Annotated in this window: 10 protein-coding genes; 5 read left to right on the top strand and 5 right to left on the bottom strand. The window is 69.7% G+C overall.

The genetic code is table 11. From position 1 onward, the window contains the following. Positions 1 to 217: 217 nt before the first annotated feature. Entirely contained in the window at positions 218 to 1033 is an 816-nt protein-coding gene (locus VF612_RS01125; RefSeq protein WP_408658006.1) for a putative protein N(5)-glutamine methyltransferase, read from the top strand. A gap of 195 nt (positions 1034 to 1228) precedes the next feature. Continuing rightward, a complete protein-coding gene (locus tag VF612_RS01120) occupies positions 1229 to 3775 on the top strand; it encodes a DUF7594 domain-containing protein (protein ID WP_408658005.1) in 2547 nt (848 codons plus the stop codon). Positions 3776 to 3860: 85 nt separating this feature from the next. On the opposite strand, the gene VF612_RS01115 is transcribed toward VF612_RS01120, so the two are convergent. After that, complete coding sequence (locus VF612_RS01115; RefSeq protein ID WP_408658004.1) at positions 3861 to 4883, bottom strand: glycoside hydrolase family 43 protein; 1023 nt, start codon at positions 4881 to 4883, stop codon at positions 3861 to 3863. Positions 4884 to 5277: 394 nt separating this feature from the next. On the opposite strand from VF612_RS01115, the gene VF612_RS01110 reads away from it, so the two are divergent. After that, entirely contained in the window at positions 5278 to 8427 is a 3150-nt protein-coding gene (locus VF612_RS01110) for a S8 family serine peptidase (RefSeq protein WP_408658007.1), read from the top strand. A gap of 84 nt (positions 8428 to 8511) precedes the next feature. On the opposite strand, the gene VF612_RS01105 is transcribed toward VF612_RS01110, so the two are convergent. The 4 genes from VF612_RS01105 to crtI are packed head-to-tail and all read right to left on the bottom strand — an operon-like array spanning position 8512 to position 12223. Next, positions 8512 to 8934 carry a VOC family protein gene (locus VF612_RS01105; RefSeq protein WP_408658003.1) on the bottom strand — a complete coding sequence of 141 codons (423 nt, stop codon included), beginning with the start codon at positions 8932 to 8934 and terminating at the stop codon, positions 8512 to 8514. A gap of 34 nt (positions 8935 to 8968) precedes the next feature. Next, positions 8969 to 10042, bottom strand: coding sequence for a phytoene/squalene synthase family protein (locus VF612_RS01100; protein ID WP_408658002.1), 1074 nt, complete (start codon positions 10040 to 10042; stop codon positions 8969 to 8971). After that, the gene (locus VF612_RS01095; RefSeq protein ID WP_408658001.1) at positions 10039 to 10683 is read right to left on the bottom strand and encodes a TetR/AcrR family transcriptional regulator; all 645 of its coding nucleotides are present in this window, start codon (positions 10681 to 10683) and stop codon (positions 10039 to 10041) included. Before VF612_RS01095 ends, VF612_RS01100 begins: the two co-directional genes overlap by 4 nt. A 40-nt stretch (positions 10684 to 10723) precedes the next feature. Further along, positions 10724 to 12223 carry a phytoene desaturase family protein gene (gene crtI / locus VF612_RS01090; RefSeq protein ID WP_408658000.1) on the bottom strand — a complete coding sequence of 500 codons (1500 nt, stop codon included), beginning with the start codon at positions 12221 to 12223 and terminating at the stop codon, positions 10724 to 10726. Positions 12224 to 12417: 194 nt separating this feature from the next. Between crtI and VF612_RS01085 the strand changes: the two genes are divergently transcribed. After that, complete coding sequence (locus tag VF612_RS01085; protein WP_408657999.1) at positions 12418 to 13125, top strand: lysophospholipid acyltransferase family protein; 708 nt, start codon at positions 12418 to 12420, stop codon at positions 13123 to 13125. Beyond that, positions 13122 to 13658, top strand: a 537-nt coding sequence (locus VF612_RS01080) for a glycosyltransferase (protein ID WP_408657998.1), incomplete at its 3' end; no start/stop codon positions are given. The genes VF612_RS01085 and VF612_RS01080, both read left to right, overlap by 4 nt.

Genomic DNA, 13658 nt, shown 5'->3' with positions numbered 1-13658 from the left:
CGGGCGGCCGCCACCCGGACGCTGCCGGAATGCGGGCTCGGACACCTCGACAACTCCTGGATCGCTGGGCAAGGATCGCTGGGCAAGGATCGCTGGGCAAGGATCGCTGGGCACGGATCGCTGGGCACGTCGCGCACGAGGCTAGCGCAGCCGTCGGCGGGCTCCGGGCTGCTATAAGTGGGCGAGCTCCATGCCGCCGTCGCAGCGAAGGGCTTCGATGCCAGCCAGTTCCGAGCTCGATCCGCTGCCGGCGACGGTTGCCGCGCTGCGGGCTGCCGGGTGCGTGTTCGCCGAGGAGGAGGCGCGGCTGCTGCTGGCCGCAGCCGGCGCGCCGGCCGAGCTGGCGGAGCTGGTGCGCCGCCGGGCCGCGGGGCTGCCGCTGGAGGTGCTGCTCGGCTGGGCAGAGTTCTGCGGCTTGCGGGTGGCGGTGGAGCCGGGCGTGTTCGTGCCCCGCCGGCGCACCGAGTTCCTGGTGGCGCAGGCGGTGGCCCGAGTTCGGCCGGGTTCCGTCGTGCTGGACCTGTGCTGCGGCGCCGGGGCGGTCGGAATGGCGATCGCAGCGGCGGTGGGCCGGCTCGAGCTGCATGCCGCCGACATCGACCCGGTCGCCGTCCGGTGCGCCGCGCGCAACCTGGCGTCGACCGGCGCCCAGATCTACACCGGTGACCTCTATGACCCGCTGCCCCCGGCGCTGCAGGGCAGGATCGAGATCTTGGCCGCCAACGCGCCCTACGTGCCCACCGCCGCCATCGGGTTGATGCCGCCCGAGGCCCGCGACCATGAGCCGCGCATCGCCCTGGACGGCGGTCCGGACGGCGTCGAGGTCCACCGGCGGGTGGCGGCCGGAGCGCCGCGCTGGCTGGCGCCGGGCGGCGCCCTGCTGATCGAGGCTGGACAGGACCAGGCCGAGCACACCGCCGCGGCGATGGCGGCCGCTGGGCTGGTCCCGAGCATCACCCGGTCTGAGGAGTGGGCGTGCGCCGTGGTGCTGGGCACCCTGCCGCCGGGGGAGCAGGACGTGGGTTTGCCCTGATGATCAAGGCTGAACCGGTCGGAGAGTAGGCTCCGCATCACCCAGGGTAATGACCGTCGGGCGCCGATAACGGGTCATGACAGCCGGGTCGGATCGAGCCCTCATCCGCTAAACTCGGCGTGAGTTTCGCTCGCGCAAGCGATGTATCACAGCGCCGAACAGTCGCGCTTCTTGCTGTACTACGGGGGCTTTACCTTGTCGTCTTCTCTTCGGGCTGCCGCTGCGGCCCGGTCCACCTCTGGGCGCCGCAGGGCCGGGCTGGCGCTGCTGGCAGCCGGATCGATCTTCGCCTCGTTCCTGCTGGCCGCTACGCCGGCGGCGTCGGCTGCCAGCTCTCTTCTGATGCGCTACCCCTACCTGACCGATCTCACGACGACCTCGGTACAGGTGACCTTCGATACCAGCACCAAGGTGACCAGCGCGGCCGGCGCCGTGCAGTGGGGAACGCCGAGCGGGGCCACCGACTGCACCCTTACCGGCAAGTCGGTCACCAGCGCCAACAACACGGTCAACGCCCCGATCACCGTCGCCGGGGCCACCGAGTACCAGACCTCGATCCGGATCACCGGGCTGACCGCCGGAACCACCTACTGCTACCGGATCTACACCGGTGGCACGGCCCCCGTCGATCTGCTGGGCGCCGATCCCGCCCCGCGGTTCACCACGCTCTCCACCAGCGGCACGTTCACCTTCGACGTCCTCGGTGACTGGGGTGACGACTCCATCGCCGGTGGCCTGAACCAGAAGAACATCGATGCCTTGATCGCCCGGAGCGGAGCACGGTTCGCGGTATCCACCGGAGACATCGCCTACGAGACCGGCAGCCAGAACAACTACGGAAACCTGGTGGCCACCGGGCCGAGGGTGAGTGAGGTGTTCGGCCCGGAGTACTGGAAGGCCCCTGGCGCCTCCATCCCGCTGTTCGCCACCACCGGCAACCACGGCCGCAGCACCACCTTCCTGCAGAACTGGAAGCAGGCAGCCACCGTCGCGGCGTCGGGGGGCAAGTACGCGATGGAGACCTACTCCGGCATCGACGGCACGACCGCGGCTAGCTATCCCTCGGTCTGGTACGCCTTCAACGCCGGCGGCGCCCGGTTCTACATCCTCGAGGCCGACTGGAACGACAACAACGTCGGCACCGCGCCCGGCGGGGCGTACCAGGTCGACCGGGACTATCACTGGGCGCCGACCAGCCCGGAGTACCAGTGGCTGAAGGCCGACCTGGAGAGCCACAGCAACAGCCTGAAGCTGGCCTTCTTCCACTACCCGCTGCGCGCCGACAGCGCCACCGAAGGCAGCGACACCTACCTGCAGAACGACCCGAACACCCCGACCTCCACCGCGAGCCTGGAGGGGCTGCTGGCCAACAACGGCGTGGACCTGGCCTTCAACGGCCACGCCCACATCTACCAGCGCAACATCGCCCCGCCCGGCGCCGTCACCAGCTATGTCACCGGTGGCGGCGGCGCCAAGGTGTCACCCGTGACCAGGTGCAGCACCACCGATGCCTACGCCGTCGGCTGGTCCTACTCCAGCGCGGCCGGCAGCCGATGCGGCGCGGCGGCTGCGCCGACCTCGGACGCGCAGGTCTACCACTTCCTCAAGGTCACCGTCAGCGGCGCGACCGTGACCGTCACGCCGACCGACTCCACCGGCGCGACCTTCGACCCGGTCACCTACAACTTCGCGCAGAACAGCACGCCACCGGCCGCGCCGACCAACCTGCTCGCCACCGCGGTCGGCAGCACCGTCAAGCTGACCTGGACCGCCAGCACCAGCAGCGACTCCAGCGCGCAGGACATCTACCGCAACGGCCAGTGGCTGGCCACCGTCGGGCCGGCCGCCGTCTCCTACATCGACGCGGCGCCGGCCGCCGGGGCCAGCTACACCGTCCGGGCCCATGACCTGGTCCGCAACCAGTCCGGTGACAGCGCGCCGGCCAGCGCCGGCAGCGGGGCCGACACCACGCCGCCGACCGCTCCGGGCAACCTCACCGCGGCCGCGACGGGGCCCACCTCGGTGCAGCTCAGCTGGGCGGCGAGCTCGGACAACGTCGGGGTGACCGGGTACGACATCTACCGCGGCTCGGCCAGCACCCCGTTGGCGAGCGTGGCCGGCAACATCACCGGCTACGTGGACAACACGGTGGCGGCGTCGACGAGCTACACGTACACGGTCAGGGCCAAGGACGCCGCGGGCAACTCCACGGCCGGCAACGCCGCGACGGTGACCACGCCTGCTGCTCCCGGCGGGGGCGCCAGCGCGACCTCGTTCGCCACCGACGACGTCACGATCGACCAGACCGCCCCGGACGCGCAGCCCACCGCGACCGCCACCCGGGTCACCGCCGACGGCAGCCCGGTGAACGATGCGCTGATCCGGTTCAACCCGACGCTGCCGGCCGGCTGCTCCACCGTGACGGGCGTGACGTTGACCTTGACGGTCGGCGACAGCATCAACAACAACTCGGTCAAGGGCGGTGACTTCTACCTCACCGATTCCACCGCCTGGAGCCAGTCCGCGGTGACCTGGAACAGCGCCCCGCAGCGGGTGGGCAACCCGGTGTACACCCAGGCAGCGGTGGCGCTCGGCCAGACCGTGACGGTGAACCTGACCGGCAAGGTGAGTCCGGGGGCGCCGTTCTCGATCCGGATCGGCAACACCAGCGGTGACGCCGCGCAGTACTACTCCAAGGAAGGCTCGGCCACCCTCGGTCCACGCCTCACCGTGACCTGCTGACACCTTCTCCCAGCGCGATGACGCTGCCGCCGGCCCGGCGCCCGGGGCCGGCGGCAGCGTCGTTGCGCGGGGGTGGGCCGTCCGGCTAGTCGGGCGGCGACATCCGGGGCTCGCCGCCGACCCACCTCAGCGGCTCCAACCACAGCTGCCGGCCGGGGACGGCGGAGCCGATGGCGTCGGGCGGCCAGGCGTGGAAGAGCATCACGCTGGAGCCGTCGGCCAGGTCAAGCACGAAAGGGTGCCCGGGGCCGGCGGCCATCGCGGCCGAGCTCAGCAGCGGCTGCTCGGACTTGTCGGCGCAGGGGCCGATCGGGCCCCGGCAGCTGGCGTAGCCGACGGCGTACTTGTCCGACCCGTAGTCGTTGGCCGAGTAGAACAGGTAGTACCGCCCGCCGTGGGTGACCATCTCCGGCGCCTCGATCAGGTTGCCCTGCCAGGACCGGGTGTTGGACAACAGGGCGACCGGCGAGCCGCGGAGGCTGCCGGCGTCCGGGCTCAGCCGCTGGACCCAGAGCTGTACCGGCTTGCCGCAACAGTTGCCGTCGTTCTTCCAGTACAGGTACAAGGCGCCGTCAGCGCCCCGGATCGGGTTGGGATCGATCGAGCCGCCCAGCGCGGGTTGGCAGACCAGCGGCGCCGGCCGGTTGTCGACGAAGGGGCCGCCGGGGGAGTTCGACTGGGCCCGGCCGATGCACTGCTTGTCGGACTTCTGGTCGTGCTCGGTATAGAACAGGACGTACTTTCCACCGACCGCCAGCACCTCCGGCGCCCAGGTCTTGCCGCCACTGGCCCAGCGGCCCACTTGCGGCAGCGCATCCGGCCCGGCAGTCCAGTGGATCAGGTCCGGTGAGGTAAGCACCTGGATGTTCGAGCCGCCACCCTGGGTGGCGTAGGCGTAGTACCGGTTGCCGACCCGCAGCGCAGCGGGATCGGGGAAGTTCTCCTCGTACACCGGGTTCTGGTAGGGACGCCCCAGCACCGTGTCGGCGGCCTTGGCCGGCGAGGAAGATGCCCCCGACTGGCTGGTGGTCGTCGCGCCTGGGGAGGGTGCGGACTGTGATTTAGATCCCTCGCACGCCCCGGCAAGGAGAACGGCGGCCAACGCCATGGCCGCCGTCCGGAGTCGTCGATGAGCACCTGGCCGAGCTCGAAACACCTGGCCGCCTTTCGAAAAAAGAATTTTGGTATGGGTTTGTACAACGTTGTACATCACGCGGTAGGCGGGGTGTGAAAATCTATCCCACCTAATAGTGGTCGATAACGGCGTCAGAGGACAGGAGCTCGGTAAACTCGGCTGCCACGTCTCAGTGGCACCAGGGTGGCGGTCCGCAGCCCACCCGCAACAAGGACGTAGTGGATGTAAGCGACTACACCTTGATTTTATGCGCGGACCGTGGGTGAATAAGGCGTCGCATTACCACACACCCACCCCTTTCCGAGGCGGAAGTATGCAAATAAATCGTAGTTGGAGGGCGCGCCGTAGCACGGTGGCCCTCGTGGCGATGGGTGCGCTGGCCGCATCAGTCGTCAGCGTCCAGTCAGCCTCCGCGGCCCCGGCCGCGCCCGGCAAGCAGTCCCAGATCGGCAAGCACGATCGCGAGCTGCTGGCCCACGCCACCGCCACCGGCGCGTCCACCGTGACGCTGCTGATCGCCGCGGCGCCCGGCAAGAACAACTCCGTGATCACCGCCCTGAAGTCACTCGGCGCTGTGATCCGCAAGGCTGACGGCGACGTGAGCTACATCCGCGCCGATGTGCCGACCGGCAAGGTCGAGGCGGCGGCCAACCTGGCCGGCATCGTGGCCGCTGACCTCGACGAGGTCATCGCCCTGGACGACCCGACCCCGCAGGGCGCGCAGCAGCCCACCCCGCAGGCGCCGCCGAACGCGACAACTCCGCGGAACAACCCCTACATGCCTGTCGGCGAGACCGGCGCGGCCGCCTTCACCGCGGCCAACCCGACTTGGGACGGCCGTGGCACCACCATCGGCATCCTCGACACCGGTATCGACCTCGACCACCCCGCGCTGTCGACCACCACGACCGGCGAGCGCAAGATCACCGAATGGGTGACCGCGACCGACCCGTTCACCGACGATGACCCCACCTGGCTCAACATGGCAGCCCAGGTCAGCGGCCCCGCCTTCACCTTCGGGGGTGTCAACTACACCGCGCCGGCCGGCGCGTACCGGACCGCCACCTTCGTCGAGGGTGACTCCCGCCTCGGCGGCGAGGTCGGCAGCGACGTCAACCGCGACGGTGACACCACCGACAAGTTCGGGGTGCTGTGGGATGCCACCGCCAACACCGTGCGGGTCGACACCAACCAGAACAAGAACTTCACCGACGACGCGGCCATGACCAACTACGCCACGAAGTTCGACGTCGGCCACTTCGGCGTCGACAACCCGGCCACGCCGGTCAACGACACGATGCCGTTCGTCGTGCAGATCGACGGTCAGAACAAGTACGTCAACATCGGCATCGTGTCCGGCCTGCACGGCAGCCACGTCGCAGGCATCACCGCCGCCAACAAGATGTTCGGCGGCGCGATGTCCGGTGCGGCCCCCGGCGCGAAGCTGAAGTCGGTCCGGGTGTGCATGTTCATCACCGGCTGCACCAACCACGCCCTCATCGAGGGCATGACGTTCGTCGCCAAGCAGGGCAACGTCGACGTGATCAACATGTCGATCGGCGGGCTGCCCTCGCTCAATGACGGCAACAACACCCGGGCGGTCCTCTACAACCGCCTGATCGAGCAGTACAACGTGCAGATGTTCATCTCGGCCGGCAACAGCGGCTCGGGCATCAACACCATCGGCGACCCGGCGGCGGCCTCCAAGGTCATGGCGGTCGGCTCCTACGTCAGCAAGGACACCTGGCAGAAGAACTACGGTTCAGACTCCAGCTTCGTCGACAACCTGCACGGCTTCTCCTCACGTGGTCCCCGTGAAGACGGTGGCTTCAAGCCGCAGATCGTGGCTCCCGGAGCGGCAGTCTCGACCACTCCGCTGTGGCAAGCGGGTTCTCCGACGGCCGGCACCTACCTGCTGCCCCCCGGCTACGGCATGGCCAACGGAACCTCGATGGCCTCACCGCAGGCAGCCGGCGCTGCCGCGCTGCTGGTGAGCGCGGCCAAGCAGTCCGGCGTGCAGAGCCAGCCGGCTCAGCTTCGTCAGGCCATCAATTCCTCGACCCGTTACCTTCCGCGTTACGGCGCCTTCGAGCAGGGCAACGGCCTGATGAACGTGCCAGCCGCGTGGAACCTGCTCAAGACCAACATCAAGCCCGTGACCATCAGCTCCTCGGTCCCGGTCAACACCGTGCTCTCCGGCTTCCTGGCGACGCCGGGCCGCGGCGAGGGCATCTATGACCGTGAAGGGGTCAAGGCCGGTGACAACTACGTCCGGACCTACACCTTCACCCGCACCTCAGGCGGTGGCGGAAGCCAGAACTTCAACCTGAGCTGGGTCGGCAACGACGGCACCTTCACCACCGCGGCCAGCTCCATCGCGCTGCCGCTGAACTCGCCGGTCACGCTGGCCGTCAACGTCCACCCGACCAGTGCCGGCGCGCACTCGGCGATCCTGAACCTCGACAACCCGTCGACGGCCGGTATCGATGGGCAGACGCTGAACACCGTTGTCGCGGCGGAGCAGTTCTCCGCGGCGAACAACTACTCGATCGCGCGCTCGGGCACGATCGGTCGCAACCAGGTCACCAGCTACTTCTACAACGTCCCGGCCAACACGCCGGCGTTCAAGGTAGACATGGTGGGTGGCGGCGACACCCCCGGCGCCGGGCAGATCCGCTTCCTGCGGTTCCACCCGTACGGCGTCGGGATTGACGCGAACTCCTCGCTGAGCTGCTACAACCCGTCGTCCGGTTCGTGCGTCGGCTCGCCGACCAGCCGCACTCAGAGCAACCCCCAGGCTGGCGTCTGGGAGGTCACGGTCGAAGCTCGGCGTACGTCCGATGCTGAGAACGCTCCCTACACCCTGACGGCCTCGATCCTGGGCGCGACCGTGTCGCCCAACCCCGACACCATCGCGTCGGCCACGATCGGGACTCCGGTGGCTCGCAGCTACACGCTGAAGAACATCTTCGGTGAGTTCACCGGCCGGGCGGTCGGCACCCCTCTGGGCAGCGCCCGGATCCTGACGCCGACCATCGCCGACCTGGCCCAGCAGGAGCGTGACCTCACGGTGACGGCAGGCTCGTCCTCGCTGCGGGTCACCATCGGTGGCACCAGCGACCCGAGCGCCGACCTGGATCTGTTCGTCTACAACTGCACCACTGGTAGCTGCGTGTTGGCCGGCCAGTCCGCAGATGGCGACAGCGAGGAGTCGGTGACCATCACCAACCCCGCCGCCGGCACCTGGAAGACCCTGGTCGACGGCTTCGCAGTGCCGGCCGGCTCGACCACGTTCAATTACGTGGACGTCTTCACCAACTCCGCCTTCGGCTCCGTCGCGGTGACGGACTCGAACGCGGTGCGGCCGGCCAACTCCGAGTGGACGGTGCCCGGATCGGTCACCGCGAACGCGGCGCCGGCGACCGGCCGGGTGTTGCTGGGCAGCGTGCAGGTGCGTACTGACACCAACGTGTTGGTGGGTACCGGCGACGTGATCGTGCAGAGCGTCACCCCGTAGTCAGCAGGTAAATCAGCAGTCCGCATAGCGGAAGGCCCCGCCGGAGTGATCCGGCGGGGCCTTCTCGCGTCTGCAGGTCAGCAGCTAGCCGGCCTCGGCGATGCCGTACTGCACCAGCTCGACCAGCAGCGCGGCAGGCTTCGGGACGTACATGAACGCCACCCGCATGCCGGGCCGGGCGCCGGCGCATGGCGCCGCGTCCACCGGCACCAGCCCATGGTCGCGGAGCCGGGCCAGCTCGCCGTCCAGGTCGTCCACCTCGAACGCGACGTGGTAGAGCGAGGGCGACCGGCGGGTGAAGTGGTCGCTGAGCGCGGAATCCTCACGCACCGGGGTCACCACTTCGATCGACGGCTGGCCACCGGCGCCCGGATAGGACCAGAACTCGCAAGCCACCCCGTAGTCGGCGGCCACGCCCTCGTCATCCCTGTCCATGCCCAGGGCTGTCAGGAAGGCCGCGACGCCACCCGGATCCTCGGTTGCCAGGCCGATATGGTCGATACCCATGATCACATCGCACACCCTAACGGCGCCGCGGGTGTTACCGGCGGTTAGCCGGGCAGCGCGTCCATGCCGCGCGCATCAGCCCCGTCCCGGCCACCGAGGCCCGGCGGCCCAGGCCGACCGAGACCCGGCGGCTGAACACGTTGTACTGGGCCTTCTCGATCTCGTCGAGGATCGCGCCGTACAGGGTCCAGGCGGTCAGCAGGCAATCGCGTGAGGTGCGCTGGACAAGGTCGATGCCGGGGCGGGCGGATCGGTAGAGTTCCCGCGCCCGTCCGAGCTCGAAGGCGATCAGGCGCCGGATCGGCTCGCAGGCCGTCCCGGTAATCCGGGCACGTCGCAGCGCCGCGCGGTCAACCCCGAAGCGGTCCAGTGACTCCAGCGGGAGGTAGATCCGTCCGCGGTCGAGGTCCTCGGCGACGTCCCGCAGGAAGTTGGTGAGCTGGAAGGCCAGCCCCAGGTCGATCGCCGGCTGGCGCAGGCCGTCCCAGCCGGTACGTTCGTCCCCGCGGCCGAGAATCGGCAGCATCTGCAAGCCGATCACCGCCGCAGACCCCCACATGTAACGGCGCAGGTCGGCGAAGGTCTGGTACTCGGTGACGACCAGGTCCATCCGCATCGAGTTCAGGAAGTCGGCGAAGTGCTCGCGCGGTATCTGCCAGCGGGCGATGGTGTCGAGCACCGCATCGCAGAGCGGATCGGCCGAGGCGCCGCGCTCCAGATCGGTGAGGAAGGCCTGGGTCCAGGCATCGAACCTGCCCGCCCGCTCGGCAGCGGTGAGCCGCGGGTCGAGGTCGTCGACGATGTCGTCGGCGTACCGCGCGAAGCCGTAGAGCGCGTGCACGTAGGGCCGCTTGGCCGCGGGCAGCAACTGGGTGGCCAGGTAATAGGTCCGTCCGTGCTGGGCATTGAGCGTTCGGGCCTGCAGGTAACCGGCCTGCGCCCGGGGCTCGAGGATGCCTGCGGCGCGCAGCTCGCGCCGGGCGCCCCGGCTGGGTCGAAGCGGGGCGGCCATGGCGGGCTGCTGCTGAGGTGCGCCGGCTGGCCTGCCCGTGGCCGGGTGCTCCTGCGGTGATGTCCGGTAGTTCTCCTTGGATCTGTTGGTGATCATCGCGCGCCTGCCTTGACCATCGGCCCGAGTCCGGTTCGCAGCGTGGTGAAGACCGCGGCGATCAGCGGCTGGAGCGCGGTCAGCGCTGCGGGCAAGGGCTGGCCTCCGAGCAGCCGGGAGCGCAGCTCGGCGCCGATGACTGCCTCCGCGGCGAGGTACTGGGCGGCCGCGAGCTCGGCGGTGAAGCTGTGCGCATCGGCGGCCAGGGCTTCGGCAAGGGCCTGGCTGAGAACCTGCCGACGGAGCAGCTGAATATGTTGCTCATGGCGTTGCAGATCCGCGCTCTCCACGATCGCCGCGTGGAAGCGCACGACCTCGTCGGCGTCGGCATCGGTGCGTCCGGCCGTGAGCTGGTAGATCACCTGCTCCTGCAGGGCGAGGAGCACCGACGACCCGCGCGGGCAGTCCCTGACCGTGGCGACCAGCGCGGCCTGCAGCGGGTCGACCTCGTCGAAGAAGAGGTCTTCCTTGGTGTCGAAGTAGTTGAACACCGTGGCGACCGAGACGCCGGCCTGCCGGGCCACATCGGCGATGGTCACCGAGTCGTACCCGTGCTCGAAGAACAGCGACATCGCGGCCACCCCGATGGCCTCCCGGGTGCGCCGCTTGTGCTGCTCGCGCAATCCCAGACGCCTGGTCATCGCCGCCTCGCCAGGTCAGGCATCACACTCGGCATCGGCCTCAGCCCCGCATCCCGGTGATCCGGGCAGCCGCGAGCTTGCCCGACAGCAACACCATCGGAACACCGACGCCCGGCTGGGAATTGGAGCCGCAGAACACCAGATTCTCGATCCGGCGGTCCAGCGTCGGAAAGCGGAACGGCCCGGACTGGCCGAAGGTGTGCGCCGCTGCGAAGGGGGCGCCGGCAGCCATGCCCTGATCCTGCCAGTCCTGCGGGGTCACCATCGCCTCGACCTCGATGGCCTGGGAGAAGCCGGGCAGCCCGCGCCGGTCCAGCGTGGCCATGATCTCGTCCCGGTAGCGCGGGCCGGTGACCGACCAGTCGATCGGCGCTCGGGTGTTGGGGCAGGGGAACAGCGCGTAGTACGTGGCGCGTCCCGGCGGCGCCAGCGAGGGATCGGTTCTACTGGGGTTGCTCACCAGGAACGACGGATCAGTCATCAGCCGGCCCTCGTCGATGATCTCGGTGAACGTGCTGCGCCAGGCCTGGCCGAAGAAGATGGAATGGTGGGAAAGCTCCGGGTACTGAGCGGTCGATCCGGCGTGCACCAGCACGCAGGACGGGGAATACCGCAGCCGCGCCAACCGGCGAGGCCGGTACTCGGCCGGCAGCAGCTGCTCGTAGGCGCTCGGCAGGTCGGCGTTGACGACCACCACATCGGCGGCGAACCGCTCGCCGTCGCAGGTGTGCACGACACGGGCCCGGCCGCCGGTCACCTCGATCCGTTCGACTTTCTTGCGGTAGTGGAAGGTGACTCCGTGATCAGCGGCCGCGGCGGCCATCGCCTGCGGAACGGCGTGCATGCCGCCGCGGGGGAAGTAGACGCCGGCGATGGTGTCCATGTAGGAGATCACCGCATAGATGGCCAGCGCGTCGTGAGGCGCCAGCCCGGCATACATCGCCTGGAAGGAGAAGATCCGCCGGAGCCGGTCGTCCTCCAGGTACTGCCCGATCTTGGGGGCCAGCCGTCGCAGGCCGCCCAGGGCGAGCAGCTTGATCCCCGCGCTGCCGAGCAGCTGGAGCGGCGAATCCAGGTTGCGGTCGATGAAGTTCGCCATCTCCAGCCGGTACAGCTTGCGCAGGAACCGCACCAGGTCCTGGTAGCCGGCCGCGTCCCGGTCGGAGGCGACCTCGGCGATCTCCGCCGCCATCCGATCCGGGTCGGTATGCACGTCGATCCGTGAGCCGTCGGCGAAGTTGGCCCGGTACGCCGGGCTCAGCGGCAGCAACTCGAGGCGATCCGCCAGCCGCTCACCGACGCATGCCAGGGCGTCGTCGATCAGCTCGGGCATCGTGAGCACCGTGGGGCCGGTGTCGAACTGGTAGCCGTCGCGCCGGAGCACCCCGGCGCGGCCACCGGGGTCGCCGGACTGCTCCAGGACGGTCACCCGGCGGCCCGCCCCGGCCAGCCGCAGCGCCGCCGACAGCCCGCCGAGCCCCGCGCCGACGATCACCACGTCGTCGGTGGGGCCGGGGACCACCCGGGACGTCCGGAGCATGGGTTGGCCTCTCGGCGTGCGCGCAGCCGCAAGGAGCTGCTGTCCCCGCTGCACTCGATGGTGCTGCACCTCGATGGTGCCGTACTTCGATGTTAGAGTCACTCTAGGTTCAAGAGCAGCCATGTGGTTATTCGGCCCATCCGCCAGTCCGGATTGCGCCCGAATCGTCGACCTGAAGCCGCCTTGGAGCCGCCGTGTCCAGCACCGGAAAGCGCGTACCGGGCTCGGCGACCGGCCGTGGCTCCAGTGGACGAGCCGAGCGGTGGGCGCAGTTGCCTGCCAAGGCGCTGGGATTGGGCTTCGAGCAGCTGGTGCGGCGTGGTCTGCGCGGCGTCTGGGTACGGGGCGAGTTGCCGGCCGGAGGCTGCGTCTGGGCCGCCAATCACCACAGCTGGTGGGACGGCTTCCTGGCCGCGGCAGTGCTGCGCCAGCAACGGCGGCCCGCGGCATTGCTGATGGACGGGGACAACCTGTCCCACTACCGCTTTCTCGCCACGATCGGCGTCATTCCGACCGGGCGGCCCCGGCAGGCGTTGCAAAGCCTGCGCGACGGCCGGGTGCTGGTGATCTTTCCCGAGGGCGAGCTCAGGCCCGCGGGCCGGCTCGCGGAGCTGGCGCCTGGCGCAGGATGGCTGGCCCGGCGGGCGCCCGCGCCCCTCGTGCCGGTCGCGGTGCGAGTGGCCATCCGCGGACACCAGTACTCGGAGGGACTGATCGATATCGGGCCACCCTGCGCTCCTGGCCGGTTGGCCGCGGACCTGGCCGAGCGGGTGGCCGCGCTGGACGCCGCGCTCGCCGGGGCCGACCCGCGGGAGCCGGTGCCCGGTTTCGCGCGGGTTCTCGCGGGGCGGCGCAGCTGGGACGAGCGGATCGATCGCTGGGCGAGGATCGGCCGGCGGTGACCGTCCTGTTCCGGGCCGTCCTCGGCTTCCTGATGCTCAAGCTCGCCGTGCTGCTGGCGAACCTCGCGTGGTTTCCGGTGCTGCGCAAGGGACATTCCCGCAGGCACGACAGCCCGGCAGTGTCGCTGCTGATCCCGATGCGCGACGAGGCCGCCACCCTCGCCGACCATCTGCCGGCTCTGCTGGGGCAGTCCGGGGTCAGCGAGGTGATCGTGCTGGACGACCGGTCCGGTGACTGCTCGGCCGCGCTGGCCGGCTCGATGCTGGCCGGCTCACCGACGGCCCGGCTGGTCTCCGGAACGCCGCCACCGCCCGGATGGGTCGGCAAGAACTGGGCCTGCGCGCAGTTGGCTGCCGAGGCATCCGGTGAGCTGCTGGTCTTCTGCGACGCCGACGTGCTGCTGGCGCCGCACGCGGTCGAGGCGGTGGTCGGGGCGATGGCCGAGCAGCGGGCCGACGTCTTCTCGGTCTTTCCCCGGCAACTCACCGGCAGTCTCGGCGAAGCGCTGCTCACCCCGCTGATCGATGATGTG

It is taken from the genome of Jatrophihabitans sp., assembly GCF_036388195.1.
GTDB lineage: Bacteria > Actinomycetota > Actinomycetes > Mycobacteriales > Jatrophihabitantaceae > Jatrophihabitans_A.
The sequence above is the reverse complement of the archived record's forward strand: the minus strand, read 5'-3'. Positions and strand labels throughout refer to the sequence as shown.

What these genes read in the sequence shown, in the direction of transcription:
- VF612_RS01095 (WP_408658001.1), bottom strand. Translation starts at nt 10,683, where the DNA reads ATGACCAGGCGTCTGGGATTGCGCGAGCAGCACAAGCGGCGCACCCGG.
- VF612_RS01125 (WP_408658006.1), top strand. Translation starts at nt 218, where the DNA reads ATGCCAGCCAGTTCCGAGCTCGATCCGCTGCCGGCGACGGTTGCCGCG.
- VF612_RS01110 (WP_408658007.1), top strand. Translation starts at nt 5,278, where the DNA reads ATGGGTGCGCTGGCCGCATCAGTCGTCAGCGTCCAGTCAGCCTCCGCG.
- VF612_RS01115 (WP_408658004.1), bottom strand. Translation starts at nt 4,883, where the DNA reads ATGGCGTTGGCCGCCGTTCTCCTTGCCGGGGCGTGCGAGGGATCTAAA.
- VF612_RS01100 (WP_408658002.1), bottom strand. Translation starts at nt 10,042, where the DNA reads ATGATCACCAACAGATCCAAGGAGAACTACCGGACATCACCGCAGGAG.
- VF612_RS01105 (WP_408658003.1), bottom strand. Translation starts at nt 8,934, where the DNA reads ATGGGTATCGACCATATCGGCCTGGCAACCGAGGATCCGGGTGGCGTC.
- crtI (WP_408658000.1), bottom strand. Translation starts at nt 12,223, where the DNA reads ATGCTCCGGACGTCCCGGGTGGTCCCCGGCCCCACCGACGACGTGGTG.